At 33.2% G+C, this 22830-nt stretch carries 14 protein-coding genes; 11 read left to right on the top strand and 3 right to left on the bottom strand.

The features are described from left to right. Both WNY78_RS11605 and WNY78_RS11600 read left to right on the top strand, forming a co-directional pair. Nucleotides 1-4581, top strand: coding sequence for a TonB-dependent receptor plug domain-containing protein (locus tag WNY78_RS11605; RefSeq protein WP_342873368.1), 4581 nt, complete (start codon nt 1-3; stop codon nt 4579-4581). Nucleotides 4582-5017: 436 nt separating this feature from the next. Then, on the top strand, nt 5018-5218 hold the full coding sequence (locus WNY78_RS11600; protein WP_342873367.1) for a hypothetical protein: 201 nt from the start codon (nt 5018-5020) through the stop codon (nt 5216-5218). An 81-nt stretch (nt 5219-5299) separates the two neighbouring features. Here the strand turns inward: WNY78_RS11600 and WNY78_RS11595 are convergent, their stop codons facing one another. Beyond that, nucleotides 5300-5869 (bottom strand): uracil-DNA glycosylase family protein, encoded by a 570-nt coding sequence (locus WNY78_RS11595; RefSeq protein WP_342873366.1) that lies wholly within the window; start codon nt 5867-5869, stop codon nt 5300-5302. 95 nt (nt 5870-5964) lie between these two features. Continuing rightward, the gene (gene rsmI / locus WNY78_RS11590) at nt 5965-6648 is read right to left on the bottom strand and encodes a 16S rRNA (cytidine(1402)-2'-O)-methyltransferase (RefSeq protein WP_342873365.1); all 684 of its coding nucleotides are present in this window, start codon (nt 6646-6648) and stop codon (nt 5965-5967) included. A 93-nt stretch (nt 6649-6741) separates the two neighbouring features. On the opposite strand from rsmI, the gene WNY78_RS11585 reads away from it, so the two are divergent. Beyond that, nucleotides 6742-10137, top strand: a complete 3396-nt coding sequence (locus tag WNY78_RS11585) for a gliding motility-associated C-terminal domain-containing protein (protein WP_342873364.1) — start codon at nt 6742-6744, stop codon at nt 10135-10137. A gap of 48 nt (nt 10138-10185) precedes the next feature. Here the strand turns inward: WNY78_RS11585 and WNY78_RS11580 are convergent, their stop codons facing one another. Next, nucleotides 10186-10920 carry a hypothetical protein gene (locus tag WNY78_RS11580; RefSeq protein ID WP_342873363.1) on the bottom strand — a complete coding sequence of 245 codons (735 nt, stop codon included), beginning with the start codon at nt 10918-10920 and terminating at the stop codon, nt 10186-10188. A gap of 104 nt (nt 10921-11024) precedes the next feature. Between WNY78_RS11580 and WNY78_RS11575 the strand changes: the two genes are divergently transcribed. From WNY78_RS11575 to WNY78_RS11540, 8 genes are all read left to right on the top strand, one after another. After that, the gene (locus WNY78_RS11575) at nt 11025-11672 is read left to right on the top strand and encodes a thymidine kinase (RefSeq protein ID WP_342873362.1); all 648 of its coding nucleotides are present in this window, start codon (nt 11025-11027) and stop codon (nt 11670-11672) included. Further along, nucleotides 11665-12774, top strand: coding sequence for an alanine racemase (alr, locus tag WNY78_RS11570; RefSeq protein WP_342873462.1), 1110 nt, complete (start codon nt 11665-11667; stop codon nt 12772-12774). The genes WNY78_RS11575 and alr overlap by 8 nt, the downstream gene beginning before the upstream one ends. 77 nt (nt 12775-12851) lie before the next feature. Next, nucleotides 12852-13253, top strand: a complete 402-nt coding sequence (gene mscL, locus WNY78_RS11565) for a large conductance mechanosensitive channel protein MscL (RefSeq protein WP_342873361.1) — start codon at nt 12852-12854, stop codon at nt 13251-13253. A gap of 207 nt (nt 13254-13460) precedes the next feature. Beyond that, on the top strand, nt 13461-14450 hold the full coding sequence (locus tag WNY78_RS11560; protein WP_342873360.1) for an aspartate-semialdehyde dehydrogenase: 990 nt from the start codon (nt 13461-13463) through the stop codon (nt 14448-14450). A gap of 219 nt (nt 14451-14669) precedes the next feature. Then, complete coding sequence (locus WNY78_RS11555) at nt 14670-16004, top strand: Ig-like domain-containing protein (RefSeq protein ID WP_342873359.1); 1335 nt, start codon at nt 14670-14672, stop codon at nt 16002-16004. Nucleotides 16005-16022: 18 nt separating this feature from the next. After that, complete coding sequence (locus WNY78_RS11550; RefSeq protein ID WP_342873358.1) at nt 16023-18023, top strand: FG-GAP-like repeat-containing protein; 2001 nt, start codon at nt 16023-16025, stop codon at nt 18021-18023. A gap of 70 nt (nt 18024-18093) precedes the next feature. After that, on the top strand, nt 18094-20508 hold the full coding sequence (locus WNY78_RS11545) for an FG-GAP-like repeat-containing protein (RefSeq protein ID WP_342873357.1): 2415 nt from the start codon (nt 18094-18096) through the stop codon (nt 20506-20508). 93 nt (nt 20509-20601) lie between these two features. Continuing rightward, nucleotides 20602-22770: a prolyl oligopeptidase family serine peptidase gene (locus tag WNY78_RS11540; protein WP_342873356.1), complete on the top strand. Its 2169-nt coding sequence runs from the start codon at nt 20602-20604 to the stop codon at nt 22768-22770. Nucleotides 22771-22830: the final 60 nt, after the last annotated feature.

Raw genomic sequence — 22830 nt, 5'->3', positions numbered from 1 at the left:
ATGAAAACTATAAAAAATAAGCTTCCATTTGTAATGCTTTTGTGTTTTATTACAAGCACTTTAACAGCTTTCAAAACCTATAAAACGACACCTGCTCCAATAGAAAAAATCTACACACAAACAGATAGACCTTTCTATTTTCCTGGAGAAACTATTTGGTTCAAATCCTATATTGTAACACAAGAACGTAAGGTTTCTAACATGAGTGATATTGTACATGCGCAACTCATTTCGCCAAGAGGTACAGTAGTTAACTCTTTAAAACTTGCTGTTAAAGATGGTTATGTTTATGGCGATTTTAATATTGATCCTAATTGGGTAGGTGGCATTTATACGCTAAAAGTATTCACTAATTGGATGCGAAATTTTGGAGAAGATTCCTTTTTTACAAAACAAATCACGATCCAAAAAGTCGTAAAACCCAACTTACTCCTTAACCTTAAATTTGAAAAAGAAGGGTACGGTAAAAATTCAAAAGTCGTCGCTAATTTTGAAGCAAAAGATTTAGATAATAATCCCTTATCTAATAAAGAAATCACTTTTGAGGTCACTTTAAAAGGAGAAAAATTATTGACGCAAACTGAAACTACTAATCTCCTCGGAAAAGTAAAACCTACATTTACATTGCCTCAAGATTTAGAAACGTCAGATGTGGTTTTAAACGTTTTAATTCCATACAAAGGGAGTACCGAATCTATATCTAGAGCTGTACCAGTTGTTTTAGACACTATCGATCTTCAGTTTTTTGCAGAAAGCGGACAAATAATCGCAGGTGCTACCAACACTGTAGCTTTTAAAGCGATTAATGAATTTGGAAAACCTGTAGATGTCAGTGGAGACATTGTTAATGGAAAAGGGCAAATCGTAGCCAAATTTTCTAGTTTTCATGACGGAATGGGAAAGATTAATATTTCCGCAGAAAAAGGAGAACTGTATGTTGCAAAATTGAAAACGCCATTTATTTCTACTCGAATTGTTAGGTTGCCTGAAGTACAAAATGAAGGCACGCGATTTTTAGTTAAAACAGATGATACAAAAGCAGAAATTAAATTGTTTTCTACGGAAAAAGAGCCTTTGTATTTAGAAATATCTAATGCTACAAACCTATTGTTTGAAAAGAAAATCTCACCAGATAAAAAACTAATTAAAATAAATACCGAAGATTTCCCAATGGGAATCACAACATTCTCCATAAAAAATTCAAGACATGAGATTGTTGCTGAGCGTTTGGTTTTTGTCAATGCACATAAAGAATTGAATATAGATATTGCTTTAGACAAGTCTAATTATCAAACACGAGAAAAGGTCAAACTAACCATTACCACAACAGATTCTAACGGAAACCCTCTACCTTCAAATCTGTCAATTGCAGTTGCAGATAATAAATTAGTATCATTTGCAGATGATAAGCAAGATCATATCTTGTCGTACTTATTAGTGTCTTCAGAATTAAAAGGAAAAATTCATAAACCTAGTTTTTATTTTAATCCTGACGAAGAAAAATCTACTGAAGCCTTAGATTATTTAATGCTTACTCATGGATGGAGAAGTTATTTAAAAGATTCTAAAATAGACCTAAAAACGGCTCAATTTATACCAGAGCATCACAACACACAAACTGGTGTGATTGTAGATAAAAAAGGGAATCCAACAACTGCTCACCTTTTATTAATGGATCAACGTGGAAATAAAGTATTGGTTTTTGACACAAAAGATGATGGTACGTTTTCTTTCAAATTTGGAGATGAGCGCTCACTCGTTTTATTGGCTTATAGAGATGATGGAGAAACGGTAACAATTAGAACAACAGCATTGAAAAAAGGTCAATATGCGAACCAAATTAATGCTCAAAACAAAAGGAATTCAAATATAACCGAAGCATTTAAAAAAGATAAATCACCTCGTGCAACTGTAGAAGAAAAAGTAGCTGTGGCATCTATAGACATGGAAGAGGATTTGGCAGAACTAGAATCTGTTGTGATTACAGGATATGCAGGAAGTACAAATAGTAGTAAAGTGACAAGTGCTATTTCTATTGTTAAAAGTGAGAGCATCCAAAATGTACCTATTAATACAATTGATCAATTATTGCAAGGTCAAGCAGCAGGAGTACAAATATCCACAGGATCTGGACAACCAGGACAATCTTCAACAATTATTATTAGAGGTAGAAATGGTCTTTCTGGCAATGTAGAACCTTTATTTGTTGTTGATGGAGTTCCTGTTGATCAAAGTAATTTTAAAACCCTAAATTCTTCTAACATCAAACATATGACCGTTCTCAAAGATGCTGCAGCAACAGCAATTTATGGAAATAGAGGAAGTGGAGGTGTTATTGTAATTACTACAAACAATGGATATAATATTAGTAATTACGGCAAGAAAAAACTCAATAACGCCAAGTATAACAACTATGCTATTGAAGGTTTTAATTACCGAGCACCAATTGGAATATACAACCCAAGACAATTTTACATCCCAAAATATGAAGGTAATGATTTACCTGAGGAACGTACAGATTTTAGACAAACCATCTATTGGAATCCAGTTGTGCAAACTGGTGAAAACGGAAAAGCAGAGCTAGAATTCTACAACAATGATGCAATAACCTCTTTTAAAATTACTGCGGAAGGTATTAGCTATAATGGAAATCTTGGACATCAAGAAAAAACTTACGCGACCAAGAAATTATTGAATATTGATTTCAAAGCACCAAATTATATGGTGTTAGAAGACATCGTTATTCTTCCTGTAACAATTACAAATGAAACTTCTGAAGGGATAGACGCAGATTTAGAAATTTCACTACCAGAACACCTAAAACTTGCTGAAGGTTATGATAAAAAAATTCATATTAAAGCGCATAGTTCTCTATTAAAACCTATACGAGTGATTCCAATTAAAACGGTTAAAACTACCACAATTGATATTTCAGTAAGCTCAAAAAAACACAGTGATGTCATTAAGAAAAATGTGACTATTTTGAGTCCGTATTTTCCATCTGAGACCTCAATTTCAGGATCTAAATCCAAAACTGTTGAATTTGATATTAATAGTGTTGTTGATAGAAGTCTTCATGCTGAGTTTAATATTTACACAGATATTATTGGTGATGTTATGGATGGTATAGAATCTCTAATCCGCGAACCTCATGGTTGTTTTGAACAAACCTCGTCGTCAACATATCCAAATATTATGGTGCTCCAATATCTCAAAGAATCTGGCAAAAGTAATCCGGAAATTGAAGCTAAAGCACTTGATTATATTCAAAAAGGCTACAAACGACTCATTAGTTTTGAAACCGCAGAAAACGGGTTTGAATGGTTTGGAAAAACACCTCCTCACGAAACTTTAACCGCCTACGGAGTTTTAGAATTCACAGAAATGAAAACCATTTACGATGGTGTTGACCAAAAAATGATTGATAGAACCGTCGATTGGCTCATGAGCAGAAAAGATGGTAAAGGTGGTTTCCTTAAAAGCAAAAAAGGGTATGATAGTTTTGCAAGTTCTCCTGTAGATGTTGCCAATGCTTATATCGTGTATGCAATTAGTGAATCTGGTGGTGACGCAAATATAGATTTAGAATATGAAACTGCTTTTAATGACGCCTTAAAAAGTAAGGATACGTATAAAATGGCAATGCTAACGTTAGCGAGTTATAATTTAGGTAAAACTAAAAATGCACAACTGCTTTTAAAAGAAATTAAAAGCTCCATTTCTAAATTTGGTTTTGAAAACTTACCTGTTGAGCAAACAATTACGAGGTCCTACGGAAATGCTAAAAACATAGAAACTACAGCTTTCACAGTATTAGCCTTGCTAAGAGAAAACGCGTCTAATCCTACGTTAATCGCAAATGGTATTGAACACCTCATCAGTAAAAGAAGTAACAATCGATTTGGTTCTACTCAGTCTACAGCTATGGCTTTAAAAGCATTGATTGCTTATACACAGCAACAAAAAAAGATGATGATTACAGACAATGATTCCGTAGAACTAATTATTAATGGCAACTCATTAACATCAAAACTAAAAATGACCAATAATGGCAAAATCACGATAGATGGCTTAGGTGCTTATTTAAAACAAGGAACACAAAAAGTAGCGATTAATTTCAATAACAAAAACACAACATTCCCATATAGTTTGGTGATTGGTTGGGATAGTTATACGCCAGATTCCTCAAAAGATGTTTTTCTAGATTTAAAAACCAGTATTGCAGATACAAATCATAATGTTGGTGACAATGTGAGTATGACGATTGAAGTGACTAATTTAAAAAATGATGGTTTAGGTATGGTGACGTCTATTATTGGAATCCCATCAGGAACAACTACACAACCTTGGCAATTAAAAGCCATTTTAGAAGAAGAAAAAGTAGCTTACTATGAGGTTTTTGATAACTATTTAGTCTTGTATTGGAGATCATTTGCAGCAAACGAAAGCAAAACAATTCGTTTAGATCTTAAAGCAGATATTGCTGGCACTTATAAAGCTCCTGCAAGTACAGTGTATCCTTATTATGGTGATGAATTTAAAACATGGATTAAAGGAAACGCAATTGAAATTTTGAATTAATGGTTGGTTGATTTTTAATTGTTGTTTGAAACCTCTTCATTTTCGTTACTTCGGAAATGGGAGGTTTTTTTAATTTTATAGCTTTTCCAAATTATTCTACAAAAATGTCGTTCATAACGGAACTCAATACTTCTTCACGATTATCCCTAAAGGTTTTTAAACCCCTTTAGGTATGTGTTTAAAATCTCTCATTTTCGATACCTCGGAAATTAAATTTTTTTTGTTTTCACATTCTTAAATGCAACAAAAATATTGATAATTTTGAACCAAAAATAAAATTTAATTTACAAGTTGCTGATTATCAATATATTAAATAATGTCCTTTTAATATGTGACTTCTTGATATATATTCACCCCTTAATCAAAAGTTAATAATAAATTTCATGTCTTAAATCAATTTGGAGGTCTTGTTTACTTTAGCTTTAAATATCAAAAGATGGATAATTGGTACATCATTATTAGTTCAGCAATTTGTTCTATTGGTTTAATCATAAGAACACTTGTTAAGGAAAAAGAAAAAAGAAAAAGAATTAAACAATTTGAAAAAATGGATAATTCAAAGATTAACGCAATAGGTAATTATGAAAAAAGATCCAACTTTTGGAATGATTTAAAAAGAAGGAATCAAAAAAGTTGATTGATATCTTAATTGATCATCCATCTTGTACAAAGTTTTATGACCAATCTTGTGGTTCAGGTGAGTTTTTCACACCACTCCTTACAATATTTTATGAATAATACTTTTCAATTCTGGCAAAACAGCCTCCTCAAACCAAGGATTCTTAGTCAACCAAAACCGATTTCTCGGACTAGGATGTGGCAACGTAAAATATTGAGGTAAGTAGTCTTTATAGTTCGCAACAGTTTCCGTTAATGTGCGTTTGGCTTGTTCTTTTAGATACTGCTTTTGCGCATACATCCCAATTAAAATAACCAATTCTACTTGTTTCATGTGATCAAATAAAGGTTGGTGCCATTGAGGCGCACATTCTTTTCGTGGTGGTAAATCGCCACTTTTTCCTTTTCCTGGATAGCAAAATCCCATTGGTATAATGGCAAATTTAGTCTCGTCATAAAAAACCTCATCTGCAACACCTAACCATTTACGCAATTGTTTTCCGCTTGCATCATCCCAAGGAAATCCCGAAGCATGTACTTTTGTCCCAGGCGCTTGACCAATAATCACAATTTTAGAATCTGGATGACCTGTTACAATTGGTCGTGGACCAAGAGTTAAATGCGCTTCGCAGATTTTGCATTGTCTAATATCGTGTAATAGTTTTTCCATTACTAAAGTGTGTTTTATCATTCAGAAGGAGGAAACGACTGAAGAATCTTTCATAAAAGGAAAGAGATTCTTCACTTCGTTCTGAATGACAATAATTAATTACCCTTTGAAGGCTTCCCTCCAACAATAATCACAATCTCACCTTTTGGTGGTTTATTAGTGTAATGCTCCATAACTTCTTTCGCAGTGCCTCTTACTGTTTCTTCATACAACTTTGTTAATTCTCTAGATACTGAAACAGGACGTTCCTCTCCAAAATAATCGCAAAAATGAGTTAATGTTTTTATGAGTTTGTGCGGACTTTCATAAAAAATGATTGTTCGGGTTTCTTCGGAAAGTAATTTTAATCGTGTTTGTCGTCCTTTTTTTACTGGTAGAAAACCTTCAAACACAAATTTATCATTTGGCAATCCAGAATTTACTAATGCTGGAACAAATGCTGTTGCTCCAGGTAAACAATCTACCTCTATATTATTTTCAACACATGCTCTAGTTAATAGAAATCCAGGATCTGAAATGGCTGGAGTTCCTGCATCACTTATAAGTGCAATTGCAATTCCGCTTTTTAATTTTTGGACTAAATTATCAACCATTTTATGCTCATTATGCATATGATGGCTTTGCATTTGTGTATTAATCTCATAATGTTTCAGGAGCTTTCCTGAGGTACGAGTGTCTTCAGCTAAAATTAAATCGACGTCCTTTAAAACTTCAACAGCACGAAAAGTCATGTCTTTTAAATTTCCGATAGGTGTTGGTACAATAAAAAGTTTGCTCATTGGTAAGAGATTTCATTTCAAATTTACAATGTTTTCAATTATTTGACGCAACCATTCAGTTTTTTTAGCATCTTTATAAAAACCTAACGTTTTATGATCGAAAAATTTATCCGCTTTATATTTTTCTTCCTCTGCTGTGCGCAACTAAACGCACAAACAACAGATTTGTCTATTGTTGCTCAAGCGCAAAGTACAGCAAGTACAGATATTTCTCAAATTGAGATTTTTGCAGATTTTCAATATATCGTAACAATTATAAATTCTGGAAATCCAGTTAGCAATGCATCTTTTGAAATTACTATGGATGAAGATTTGCAAAACCTAACACTAACAAATATCAACTCTCAAAATAATACAGGTGGTGCGTCTAATGCTGGTGGTTTTAATCTTTCCGCAGCAAATGTATTAACAGGAACGGTTGCTAACCTACCAACAGATTCTAGCGTAGAGATAAAAATTGAAGTTACTGCGCCATCATCGGTTGGTGGTATTGCTATAAACGCGATAATCTCTCCACCAAACGGAACAACTGATTCAAATACTAGCAATAACCAATCTTTAATTTCAATTGATGTAATTGATATTGACATCAACTTTTCTGTCACTCATGAACAAATTTCTCCTACAACAGGAACACCAATACCATCATGGAATTCTCCTGTGACCTATCGATTTACAATTACTAATAATAGTGATATAGATTTCCCTGTAGAAGCTATAGAATCACGATTAACGTTGTTGACCGATTTAGATTACGGTCGACCTAATGTTCAACTTTTATCTGTGGAATGTATAGAGGCAACAAATGGCACACAATGTCCAAATGTTACTGGTATATCTGGAAATCCTGTTTTGTTAAGCGCAACTGTAAATCTGTTAACCTATTTGACACCACATGTTTATACTGCAGGTGGATCTATTACTTTTGAAGTTGTATATCAATTTTTAGACCCATCTTGTGCTATAGAATTAAATCCAATAAATGTACAAAGCAGAGTAGAAATCACTTTGGATCATACTAATTCTGGTAATAGTCTTTCTAATCCAGTAGTTACAAATCTTTTAGAATCTGAGTTGTGCCAAACCACAGATGTTTGCATAGACACGATACAAACAGATCCAGACCCTCTAACTTTAGTCAATTGGAACGAAGAAGTCACCTTTGAAACTACCATTTGCAACAATGGACCATTAGATGCAAGTGTTTCATTTTTCCTGCAAAATTTAGCTCCTACAATACAATGGAATATTTTATCTGTGGAGTGTATTGGAACAACAGGAACTATTTCTTGTGATGATATTAATATCAGCATCAATGACATTTTTTGGGTAAGCGATGCTTTTATAATGCCAGTAGATGCAACTGTTACTGTGAGAACAATAGTAGTTTTTATTGAACCAGCTTGCTCTCCAAGTACTGAGCCCAACCAAGCACTCATTAGAAGTGGTATTAATGTATTAGAATCAGATATTTTAGATTCTAATATTACAAATAATACTCAAAACGATTATGTGTTATTACCTGCAACTTCTGCTTGTGAAACTGTAAATCTTAATGTAACAAAAACACAAATAAATCCAGAATTACCTAATGGTGGAACTTCACAAAACCCAATAGAATTGGGAGAAGTCACTTATGAAATAACCGTTAACAACCCAAGTGATTTAGATACAGTTATAGCGCTAGAAGAGTATATTCCTGGACCAGGAACCGTTCCATTTACAGGAACATTAATATCTGTGAATTGTGTCTCTACAACTGGAACTGCATCTTGTTTTGAGATTCTAAATACTAATATTGGTGTAGAATTTGATGGCATTCCTCAAGGTGGAGAACCAGATATGTTTTGGGAAATTTTACCAGAAGATAATTGGAGTTTGCCAGCAAATAGCTCTGTTACTTTTGAGATCACTGTGCTTTGGGATACCGACTGTTCAGTAAATCCAATTCCTGTAAATAATGCTGTATTTGTTAGTAATGCAAATAGTAATGTGGAAAATGACTTAAGTGATAACAAAGCAGAAGTCGTCACCTTTTTTGCACCTTGTGTTGATTTGGTGGTTCAAACTTTTCCTGAGTTTACTCAAGTCAACGTCAATCAAACTTTTGATTGGATTATAGATATTACAAATAGTGAAAACAGCTCAAATGCTATAAATATCGACTTTGAAGATACCGTAAATGACGTATTTACAATTACAGGCACACCTACTTGTGTGGTTACCGACGGAAATGCAACTTGCATTTCTAATCTGGATTTCATCAATAATAATGTCACTGGAACTATTAATAATATGGATGCTGGCTCAACTATAAGGATTAGAATCCCTGTTTCTGCACCAAATTTTGGAGGTGCTTACAACAATATTGCTATTGCTACTCCAGATGAAAATGATAATCGGGAAGTGTCACCAGAAACCAATACCTCTATTAGTAATGTACAAGTGGTTGCTCCTACATTAATAAAAAGTTACAATCCAACTACAATTACAATTGGAGAAGAGAGTACATTGACATTTACAGTTAATAATTTGTCTGATAATTCGTCACAAAGTAACATTTCATTTACAGATGTGTTTCCTTCGGAAATAACAGTTACTTCACAACCGCAATGGGTCACACAAAATGGCTGCACTGCAACTTTTATAGGCAATAGTGGTGATAATTTTGCTGGAGTTTCAAATTTGACATTTCCGGAAGGTGTAGCGTCATGTACTTTTAGTGTTAGTGTGACTTCAAATGTTCCTGGCATTTACCTCAACGATACTAATAATTTTGAAGATCAAAATAATATAGACACCTCTCAAACTAATGCAACACTTATTGTTTTAGATGATGGATCTGATGTTGACATCGAAATCATTAAAAATGTGTCTCCTCAGGAAGCTACTATAGGAGATCAAGTGACGTTTCAAATTATAGCAACAAATCTTGGAACTACAGAAGCAACTGAAATTGAAATTTTAGATGTGTTTCCTAGTGGGATGAATTTTATATCTGCATCCGTTTCCGCAGGACTTTTTGATAATACATCATTGATATGGACAATTGATGCGCTATCAAGTAACCAATCTGAAACGTTAACTATTGTTGCTCAAATAACATCAAGTACGGAGTTGCTAAATGTAGCATTACTTAATTCTGTAAATGAACCAGATAGAGATACAACCAATAATATGGATAATGCTGAAGTTATTGTAGAAAACTGTTTCTATATCACAGATGGACTATCACCAAATAACGACGGACTCAATGACACCTTTTATATAGAATGTATTGATGATTTTCCTGGAAATAACATTAAGATTTACAATAGATATGGTCTTCAAATCTATGAAAGTAATAATTACCAAAACGATTGGGATGGAAAGCCTAATTTAGGAATTCCAACAACATCAGAACGACTTCCTGTTGGCACATATTTTTACTTATTAGATTTAAATATTGGTGAAAAGCCATTGTTTGGTTGGCTCTACTTAAACTACTAGTAAATTAATCCCGATACAATCTGGACCGAAGTAAAAAGTGTTCAGAAATTACGCAAACTTGCCTTCAACAATTGCTAAAAAGCGAGTTTCAAATTCTTCTTTACCTTTCCAATTATTGTAATCTGGTTTTACGATATCGTTAAGAAGATGTGATGCTTCTTTAAATGAATTGGTCGTATTTAATTGAGACAAAACACGTTCGTAATCTTCAATTTTACCATTAAATAGATGTTTAATGAAGGCTAGTTTATCATTGAGTCCAATATTTAATCCACCGTTTTTAAGCTTATCATTTAGAGACTTTCTAAAATTCTCATTGGCTTGATCAACAGGTTCAAATACAGGAATATCCTCAAAACCAGCAGTAATATCTTCTAAATGTGTTTTAGGTGTTTCTTTATCTGCAACAGCTGTTGCAACCATATCGTCAATTTGATGAGTTTCTTCTGGCATTTGCGCAACCATATCTTTGATTTTCTCCATCACTGGCTCATAAATCCCATCATCTTCATGCTCATCTAGATTGACGTAGATTTTGTCCTCATGCTCAATATTATCACTTACTTTATTATTAAATGCAGTATCTAGCATTCCAAAAAAGGAAGAATCGTTTCCAATTGTAGGTAAATGGCCTTCAAAATTCTCGTTGGCAAATTTTAAAACACTCAGTTTTTCATATAAAATCCCAGCTTCAGCATGTAATTTTACGACATCTTCTTTCCCTTTAAGCTTTAAAATTCTATGTGCAATGCTTATTAGGTCGGCTTCAAGCTTCTTCTTCATAACTTTTTATTTTTTATTCCCGATTAGGTTTTTGATTTTTAATAAATTTGCTTCACCTTTATACAAAACGAACACTAAGTTGGTTTTAGTGTTAAAATTACAAAATGTTTCTCGAAAATACAGTAAATCAGAAAGAACAATTTGGATGGATTGAAGTCATATGTGGCTCAATGTTTTCTGGCAAAACCGAAGAGTTAATTCGCAGGCTCAAACGCGCGCAATTCGCAAAACAAAAAGTGGAAATCTTTAAACCTGCAGTTGATGTGCGCTATGATGAAGAGATGGTTGTCTCACACGATGCTAACGAAATAAGATCTACTCCTGTTCCTGCTGCAGCTAACATTCCTATTTTGGCAGATGGCTGTGATGTGGTTGGGATTGATGAAGCTCAGTTTTTTGATGATGAGATTGTAAGAGTTTGTAATGATTTAGCAAATAAAGGAATTCGTGTTATTGTAGCTGGACTAGATATGGATTTTAAAGGCAACCCTTTTGGACCAATGCCAAATTTGATGGCTACTGCTGAGTATGTCACTAAAGTTCATGCCGTTTGTACAAGAACAGGAAATCTAGCACAATATAGTTATAGAAAAGCATCTAGTGAAGCGCTCGTTTTATTAGGCGAAGTTGATGAATATGAACCGCTTAGTCGCGCAGCATATTATAAGGCAATGTTACGTGAAAAATTACCTCAAATGAAGGTTAATGATCCACAAGAAATTCCAAATAAAGATAGCAAATCAAATGCCTAAAGCTAGAGAAACTGTTTTAGAAATAGATTTAAAAGCACTCAAACATAATTATGAGTATCTTAAATCAAAACTTAATAACAACACTAAAGTATTAGCAGTTGTCAAAGCATTTGCTTACGGTAGTGATGCTGATGAGATTGCTAAATATTTACAAGATTTAAAGGTTGATTATTTTGCAGTTGCCTATATAAGTGAAGGTGTTGCACTACGTGATGCTGGAATTAGAACACCCATTTTAGTACTTCATCCTCAAGCAATAAATTTTAAAATTTTAATTGAACGTTGTTTAGAGCCTAGTTTATACAACGCTAAAATTTTAAACGAATTTATCACAGTAGCTTCCGAAGAAAAACAAAACAATTACCCTGTTCATATAAAATTTAATACTGGACTCAATAGATTAGGTTTTGATGAGAATGATGTGGATACTGTGGTTTCAATAGCTACGGAAACTTCAACAATTAAAGTAAAATCTATTTTTTCACATTTGGCTGAAAGTGAGAATCTCAAAGAGCGTGATTTTACAAGACAGCAGATTGAGCGTTTTAAACATATTTCAGATGCATTTACAGAACGTATTGGCTACAAGCCCATACTTCATTTGGCTAATACGTCTGGTATACTAAATTACCCAGAAGCACATTTGGATATGGTAAGAAGCGGGATTGGATTGTATGGGTATGGAAATTCCGAAGAAGAAGATAAAAACCTAAAACCAATTGCGACATTAAAATCAATAATATCTCAAATTCATACCATTAAAAAAGGAGAAACCGTAGGTTATAACAGAGCTTATAAAAGTGACGATTTAAAAAAAACAGCTACAATACCAATTGGTCATGCAGATGGAATTGGCAGACAATATGGAAATAAAAAAGGGTTTATCACTATAAATGGTAGTAAAGCTTTTATTATTGGAAACGTTTGTATGGATATGATAATGGTGGATATTACAGATATTGATTGTAATGAAGGTGATGAAGTTATTATTTTTGGTGATCACCCTAACGCTTCTCAATTTGCACATACAGCAAATACGATATCCTACGAAATTATAACCGCAATCTCTCAGCGCGTAAAACGCTTAATTATAGATAATTAGACTTTTTACATAAAAAACTGTGACTTTTTAACTACATTAGTGTCTTATTATTATCTAACTAATAAATATTAAAAATTATGTTTAAAGAATTTAAGAATTTTATAATGACAGGTAATGTCATTGATTTAGCAGTTGCTGTTATTCTTGCAGGTGCTGTAGGACTAGTTGTAAATGGTTTTGTTGCTGATGTTATGATGCCAATAATTGGTCATTTTGCAGGAGGAGTAAACTTCGCAGACATGAAACATGTATTATCTCCAGCTGTAATGGGTGCTGATGGTGCTGTAACAACTCCAGAAAATGCTATTATGTATGGTAAATGGATTAATTCAATTATCAATTTAATCATTGTTGGTTTTGTATTGTTTATGATTGTAAAAGCATACAACAAAACAAAAACTCCACCTGAAGCTCCGGCTCCAGCAGGACCATCTGAACTTGATATTTTAAAAGAGATCAGAGATTCATTAAAAAAATAATGATTTATAGCTTACCGCTACATTATATATTTTAATTAAACTTAAACCGCTTCATAACTGAAGCGGTTTTTTTATTGAATTCTTATAAACCAGAGATTGAAATCAATAAACTTAATTTTGAAGTGTGTTTTTTTAACAAAAAAAGTGTGTTTCTTAAATGGTTTAATCTAATAAAAGCTATAATTTTATACCTTAAAATTTCATCTTATGAAAGTAGCTGTAGTTGGTGCCACTGGTTTAGTTGGCGAAGTCATGCTTAAAGTTCTAGCAGAACGTAATTTTCCTGTTTCTGAATTAATTCCTGTCGCTTCAGAGCGCTCAATTGGAAAATTAATTTCGTTTAAAGGAAAGGACTATAAAGTGGTTGGAATGCAAACAGCTATTAATATGAAACCTAATGTTGCATTATTTTCAGCTGGAGGCGACACTTCTTTAGAATGGGCTCCAAAATTTGCCGAAGCTGGTATTACTGTTATTGATAATTCTTCAGCTTGGAGAATGGATCAATCAAAACGACTTGTTGTTCCAGAGATTAATGCAGCTCAATTAACTTCCGAAGATAAAATTATTGCAAATCCAAATTGCTCAACGATACAAATGGTTGTGGCTTTAGCACCACTTCATAAAAAATACAAAATCAAACGTATTGTTGTATCAACTTACCAATCTATTACAGGAACTGGTGTAAAAGCCGTTAGACAGTTAGAAAATGAAATGGCTGGTGTAAAAGGGGAAATGGCATATCCTTACCCTATACACCAAAATGCAATTCCTCATTGTGATGTATTTGAAGATAATGGGTATACTAAAGAGGAGATGAAATTAGTGAGAGAAACCCAAAAAATATTAGATGATCGCACTATTGCTGTTACCGCTACTGCTGTAAGAATTCCTACAGCTGGAGGACATAGTGAAGCAATAAATGTTGAATTTGAAAATGATTTTGATTTAGTAGAAGTAAGACATATTTTAAACGAATCTCCTGGAATTGTTGTACAAGATAATATAGATGTTAACACGTATCCAATGCCAATTTATGCTAATGGAAAAGATGACGTTTTCGTTGGAAGAATTCGTCGTGACGGTTCTCAACCTAACACACTAAATTTATGGGTTGTAAGTGATAATCTTAGAAAAGGCGCAGCGACAAACACGATTCAAATTGCAGAGCATTTATTAAAACAAGATTTATTATAAATACTTCACTTTTTGGGTAGGGTTTTTTCTATACAAGTTGTTTTATTAGCATGAACACAAAAGTGTTTATAAATAGATGTGATTTTTAAACAAATTAACTCTTGTTGTCTGATAAAAAGTACATTACAGCTAATTAATTATATTAACAATTAGTTTGTAATTATATTTACTATCCAAATTTTACTATAAATGTTAAGAAATTACCTAAAATTCCTAAGCATGATAATGTTAGCACTAGGACTTGTTTCCTGTAGTGATGACGATAATTATGTACCAATAACAATCGATGCAAATTCTGATGTTGTAGAAGTTTCACAAAATAGTTTTATTACAATTGATGTATTGGCTAATGATGCTAATGTTCCTAGTAGTGGATTATTAAATGCTTTAGCATCTCAAAACGGAACAACTCAAGTTTTAGATCCTAATGCAACACCTAATAACCCATCAGATGATGTCATTTTATACACGCCAAATATAGACTTTGTTGGTAGTGATACATTTCAGTATACAATATGTGATGGTAATGATAACTGCGGAAATGGAACAGTAAATATAACTGTATCTCCTGTTGTAAATTTTGAATTGGGAGAAGTACCATATGCAACACTTTCAGAATATAATTTTTTTAGTGGTGTGATGAAGGATTTAAATCCTGTACTGGGTGTTTTACCTTACGACTTAAACTCTACATTATTTACAGATTACGCACACAAAAAACGTTTTATATGGATGCCAGAAGGGACAAAAGCAAATTACAACAGTGATTTTACTCCTTTAGATTTTCCTGTTGGATCTGTACTTATCAAGAATTTCTATTATGATAATGTACAACCTAGCAATACAACGTTTATTATAGAAACCCGTTTAATGTATATGACTGCTGATGGTTGGGATTTTGCCAAATATGTTTGGAACGATGAACAAACAGAAGCAACATTTACAAACGCTGGAAGTTTTAAAGATATTGAATGGATAGAAAATGGAATAACAAATAATGTTTCATACAGAGTCCCATCAAGAAATGAGTGTTTTACTTGTCATAATAAATTTGGTACACCTGTACCAATTGGACCTAAACCACAAAATTTAAATAGAGATTTAAGTTATCCTGATGGTAGCACTTCAAATCAATTACAAAAAATGATTGATGTTGGTTATTTAGAAAATAATCTTCCAACATCAATAATTTCAACAGTTAATTGGGAAGACGAAACTCTAGATTTGAATTTAAGATTGCGCTCATATTTAGATATCAATTGTGCACATTGCCACTCAGAAGAAAGCTATTGTGAATATAGACCTATGCGTTTTGCTTTTCATGAAAATGAAGACGACACAAATAAAGGTGTATGTGTACAACCAGATACGCAAATTGATGGTACATCTCATATAGTGGTACCTGGTAACCTAGAAGCTTCTGTCATGAGATTTAGAGTCACATCAATAGAAGAACAAAATAGAATGCCTTTACTTGGAAGAACACTCAAACATGAAGAGGGTGTTAGATTAATTGAAGAATGGATAAATTCTCTTAGCGGAGAATGTCAATAAATTAAAATTATTATAATTATGAAATCAAAATTACTCTTATTAACAATTATAGGGATAGCATTTTGTATTCCTTCATTTGGGCAGCCAGCTAATGATGTCTTTAGTGGTGCAATCCCAATTACGCCTTCTCCTGAAGGAACAGGTTGTTCTACACCAAGTTTTTATTTACCTTTTACAACCGATGGGACAACAGATAGTGGTCTTCAAGGGTCTTGTACGCCTTCTGGAAATGATCAATTCTTTTCATGGACCGCAACGCATACTGGCTTATTTTTCTCATCTGAAAGCCCAGGAGATCCTGGAATTGTAGTTTGGGATTCAACAGGAACAACACAGATTGCTTGTTCAAATACATTTGTAACTGAAAATGTATATGGATGGAATATAAATGATGAGTTAATCATACAAATTTATGATTATGCAACAAACTCTGATGTAGCTTTCTGCTTAGAAACTTTAAATTACACACCTCCTCCTGCGGTTCCTGTTACTTTCAGTGCACAAAGTTCTGGTGCATCAGGAAATTATAAAATTGCTGTTGTAGATATGAATGGAGATCACCTAGATGATTTGGTTTCTATTTCTTCAACTAACGTTAATATTAGAGAACAAACTATTGGTGCTGGTTTTACGACCAAAAACATTACAACTCCAAGTGCAGATTATCTTCCATCATGGAGTTTAGCTGCGGCAGATTATGATAGAAACGGTTATACAGATTTATTATATGGAGGAGGTAGTGGAGTTACTTTTATGAAAGCTAATAGTTCAGGAACTGGATTTACTGAAATTTCTGGACCACAAGATATTTTCTCGCAACGTTCAAATTTTGTAGATATAAATAATGATGGTAATCTTGATGCTTTTGTTTGTCATGATGTGGCACCAAACGTTTACTATCTAAATGATGGTAATGGTAACTTCACTTATAACCAAGGTGGATTAGGAGATTATTCATCTGGTGGAAATTATGGATCTATTTGGATAGATTATGACAACGATAGAGATTTAGATTTATTTATCGCTAAGTGTGGTGGAGAAACTGCTCGTCGAGTTAATCAAATGCACACAAATGATGGAAATGAAAATTACACAGAAAACGCTTTAGCCATTGGTTTAGCAGATCCTATGCAAACTTGGTCTGCTGCTTGGGGAGATTTTGATAGTGATGGTGATATGGATGTTTTTATAGGAGCTAGTGCTGGAGATCATAAACTTATGAGAAATGATAACGGCATATTTACAGATATAACTACAGGATCTGGTATTAATGTGTTAACGAGTAACTCAACAGAAACAGTAACTTTTGATTTTGATAATGATGGGCATTTAGATTTAGTCTCTGGTGGTAACATTCTATTTGGAAAAGGTGATATGACATTTAATGTCTACACAAGTGTTTTTCCTGGTTCTGGAGCTTATGGTGATTTAAATAATGATGGTTATATCGATTCGTTTAATTCAGGTTCTATTTATTTAAATAATGCAGAAAGCAATAACAACTGGATTAAAATACATACTATTGGAACTGTTAGTAATATACACGGTATTGGTGCACGTGTTGAAGTACATACTCCATCTGGTATCAAAATTAGAGATGTAAAGAGTGGTGATGGCTTTAGATATATGAATTCACTAAACACACATATAGGTATTGGTTCAGACGCAACTATTAATAGCGTTGTAATTTATTGGCCTTCTGGTATTATTGATACTGTTAATAATCCTACAATTAATGGTGCTTTAGAAATTATTGAAGGTGACACATTAAGTTTAGAAAATTCTCTAACTAATGAATTAGTCATTTATCCTAACCCAGCAAAAGACATCTTAAATATTAGTTCATTAGAACTAAATGACTCTATGATTTATACAATCTTTGACATTACAGGTAAAAGAGTTATGAACTCCAAACTTAAAGAGTCATCAATAGATATTTCAAAGCTATCACCTGGTAATTATATATTAAGAATTGTATCAGGAAGCTCAATAAAAAGTCAAAAATTTATCAAATATTAAATATTGAAGCCTTTAAATTGATGATTTAGAGGCTTTTTTATTACTTTTATACACTTTAATTATTCCAACTATGAAAAAAATTACCCTCTTACTGTTTTTATTTAGTGCATTTTTTAGCTTTTCTCAAACCTTAAATCAACCAGCAAGTTGGCCCAACTCAAATTGGTCTATTACTGGAAATTATTTAACATCTACTGATGTATTTGAAGCAAACCCAACAACAAGCACTAACTTTGCTTATGATGATGATGATGCTCAAAATGGTCATGACGATGATATTGCAGCAGAATCTCCTGTTATAAATTTAACAGCAGCATATAATGCCAATGAAACTTGGATTTCTGTTGGAGCCAGTTATGTCTTTCATGATTTTGGTGAAATTTTAATGCTTCAATACTGGAATGCAGATTCTGGTGTATGGGAAGATTGGGGAAATGAATTATCAGGAACATCAAATCCACCGACAAATAATTTTTGTTCTGGATCATACGAAAATTATAGTTCTACAGCTTTAAATATTTCAACATTTACAGCAAATCAATTAAGCAATTTTAGATATAGAATTTCTTATGATGATAACAATATTTGGGGTTACGGTTTTTGTTTTAACTCACCAACAATAAGTTCACAAATACCTCCAGCTTGTCCTAACATTACTGATTTAAGCGTATCTAATATTAATACAAATACTGCTAATGTATACTGGCAACAAGGTAGTACAGAGACTAGTTGGGAGATTGTAGTACAAGCTCCAGGTTCTGGAGTGCCTTCTGGTTCTGGAACAAATACATCGTCCAATAATCCTTATCCTCTTTCTGGTTTATCATCATCAACATCTTATGAAGTTTTTGTAAGAGGCTATTGTGGTGGTTCAGATTATAGTAATTGGATAGGGCCTTTAACTTTTACGACTTTAGTTGACTCTCGTGTTAATTTTTCAACGCAAGCAATGTCAATTGGAAATTATGATTTAACAGTTGTAGACATGAATGGTGATCATTTAGATGATATCGTTTCTGCATCTTCAAATAATGTAAATGTTCATTATCAATTAGCAACTGGTGGATTTAACGAAGTTAATATTCCTACACCTAATGCAGATTATTTACCAGGTTGGAGTATGGCAGCAGCAGATTATGATAGAAATGGTCATACAGATTTATTATATGGTGCTGGTAGTGGAGTTACTTTTATGAAATCAAATAGTGATGGTACAGGCTTTGTACAAACATCAACAACAGAATATGTTTTTTCTCAACGTTCAAATTTTATAGATATAAACAATGATGGCCATTTAGATGCTTTCGTTTGTCATGATGTAGCACCAAATGTATACTTTATCAATAATGGTAGTGGTGATTTAACATACTATCAATCTAGTGTAACTCCTGATGCTCCTGTAAATTTAGGTGATTATTCTTCAGGTGGTAATTATGGATCTATTTGGATTGATTATGATAATGATAGAGATATGGATATGTTTATTGCTAAATGTGGTGGTGAAACAGACAGAAGAAGAAATATTATGTTAACCAATAATGGTGATGGTACATACACAGAAAATTCAGCGATATTACAATTAGATGATCCAATGCAAACTTGGTCTTCTTCTTGGGGAGATTATGATAATGATGGAGATATGGATTTATTCGTTGGTGCAAGTTCAGGAAATCACAAACTTATCAGAAATGATGGAAACGGAAGTTTTGTAGATGTAACTTCAGGTTCTGGTGTAAGTGTAGCTCCAACAGGTCATGAAAATATAAGTCACGATATTGATAACGATGGTTACTTAGATATTCTTTGTAATGGAACAATTCTCTACGGAAAAGGTGATTTAACCTTTGAGGATGCTGATTCTAACCAATTAAATTATAAAAACGGTTCAATTGGAGATTTAAATAATGATGGCTTTTTAGATGCTTATTATAATGGTACTATCTATTGGAACCTTACTACACCAAATAATTGGATTACAATAAACACAGTTGGTGTCATTAGTAATATTGATGGTATTGGTGCAAGAGTTGTAATTACAACAAGCAATGGTTCTCAAATTAGAGATGTAAGAAGTGGAGAAGGTTTTGAATACATGAGTACTTTAAATACGCACTTCGGAATTGGATCAGAAACTGAAATTGATAATATTACAATTTACTGGCCATCTGGAGTAATTGACGTTATTACTGATCCAGCTATTAACACACCTATTGAGGTTGTTGAAGGTGCAACACTTACTTTAGAAAATTCATTTGTAAATGATTTGGTAATTTATCCTAATCCAACAATAAATGAGCTAAATATATCAAGTACTGAAAACTTACAAGATGCAATTTTCACAATTTTTGATATCAATGGTAGACGTGTTATGAATTCTAAACTAAACCAAAATACGATTGATGTAAGTACTCTAAATACTGGAAATTACATTTTAAGAATTGTATCTGGTAACAAAATTAAAAGTCAGAAGTTTATTAAACAATAAAGCTCATAACAATATCTTAAAAAAGCCTCTGCATTCATTTGTAGAGGCTTTTTTGTTTATTTTTGAGAGCACAACTAATCATTAAGTATAATTATGAAAAACATTTCATTTATAATATTAGCAATGCTAGCATTTACTGCATGTAAAGAAGAGGCTAAAGAACAAAAAAGAGATATTGTGGTAAACTATCCAGAAACTAAAAAAGTAGATACTATTACCGATTACTTCGGAACGCAAGTTAAAGATCCATACCGTTGGCTAGAAGATGATAAAAGTAGCGAAACCGAAAACTGGGTCAAAGCTCAAAACGAATCTACATATGGCTATTTAGACAATATCCCTTATCGTGAAGAATTAAAAGAACGTCTTTCTAAACTATGGAATTACGAAAAAGTAGGCGCTCCATTTAAAGAAGGAGATTATACTTATTTCTATAAAAATGACGGACTCCAAAACCAATACGTCATTTATAGATACAAAACAGGTCAAGACCCAAAATCTGCTGAAGTTTTCTTAGATCCTAACACGTTCACAGAAGATGGTACCATCTCGCTTGGTGGTGCAAGTTTTTCAAAAGATGGCAAAACCTTGGCGTATGCTATTTCCGAAGGAGGAAGTGATTGGAGAAAAATTCTTATCATGAATGCCGAAACTAAAGAAATCATAGAAGACACATTAATTGATGTGAAATTTAGCGGAATGTCATGGTATAAAAACGAAGGTTTCTACTATTCAAGCTATGACAAACCTGAAGGAAGTGAGCTCTCTGCTAAAACAGATCAACATAAAGTGTATTATCACAAATTAGGAACGTCTCAAAAGAATGATCCTGTTATTTTTGGAGGTACACCTGCCGAAAAACATCGTTATGCTGGTGGTAATGTTTCAGAAGATGACAACTATCTAATAATTACTGCAAGTGTATCAACTTCAGGAAATAAATTATTTTTAAAAGACTTAACAAAACCAAATAGTCCTTTGGTGACTATTTTAGATCATACTGATAGTGACACGTACCCAATTGAAAATGTTGGTAGTAAATTATACATGGTAACTAACCTGAATGCTCCAAATAAGAAAATTGTCACTGTAGACGCTTCAAATCCAAGTCCGGAAAATTGGGTAGATTTTATTCCAGAGACCAAAAATGTCTTGAGTCCATCAACAGGTGGCGGCTATATCTTTGCAGAATACATGGTAGACGCTGTTTCTAAAGTAATGCAATATGATTATAACGGGAAATTAGTAAGAGAAGTAAAATTACCTGGTGTTGGTAGTGCTGGCGGATTTGGCGCTAAAAAAGAAGACACAGAGTTATATTATTCATTCACAAACTACGTAACTCCTGGAAGTATCTATAAATACGATATTAAAAATGGAACTTCAGAAATCTTTGTAAAACCAGATATCGATTTTAATCCAGAAGATTACGAAAGTAAACAAGTTTTCTACACATCAAAAGATGGTACAAAAGTACCTATGATTATTACGCACAAAAAAGGATTAAAACTCAACGGTAAAAATCCAACCATTCTTTACGGTTATGGTGGATTCAATGTTAGCTTAACGCCTTCATTTAGCATCGCTAACGCAGTTTGGATGGAACAAGGTGGTGTTTATGCAGTTCCTAACCTTAGAGGTGGTGGAGAATATGGAAAAGCATGGCATAATGCAGGAACGCAACTTAAGAAACAAAACGTATTTGATGATTTCATAGCAGCTGCAGAATATTTAATTGCAGAGAATTACACATCCAGTGATTATTTAGCCATTAAAGGTGGATCAAATGGAGGTTTATTGGTTGGAGCAACAATGACACAACGTCCAGATTTAATGAAAGTAGCATTGCCAGCAGTTGGTGTTTTAGACATGCTAAGATATCATACGTTCACAGCAGGAGCTGGTTGGGCTTATGATTATGGTACAGCAGACGATAACAAAGAAATGTTTGATTATCTTAAAGGTTACTCTCCAGTACATAATGTAAAGGAAGGTGTAGAATATCCTGCAACTATGGTAACCACAGGAGATCATGATGATAGAGTTGTACCTGCTCACAGTTTTAAATTTGCTGCAGAGTTACAAGCAAAACAAACTGGAAATAATCCAACATTGATTCGTATTGAGACAGATGCTGGTCATGGTGCAGGAACTCCAGTCTCTAAAACTATTGAGCAGTATGCAGATATTTTTGGATTTACGCTTTATAACATGGGATTTGAAGTATTACCAAGTGATACTAAAGAGAAAGTAAAAGGATAATTTAGAATTAAAGAAAACACTCAGACCTGCAAGGTTTCTATAACTTTGTAGGTCTTTTTA

The sequence above is a fragment of the Psychroserpens sp. AS72 genome (assembly GCF_038900375.1).
Lineage (GTDB): Bacteria > Bacteroidota > Bacteroidia > Flavobacteriales > Flavobacteriaceae > Psychroserpens.
Note: the sequence above shows the minus strand (reverse complement) of the source record. Positions and strands in the feature narration are given on the sequence as shown.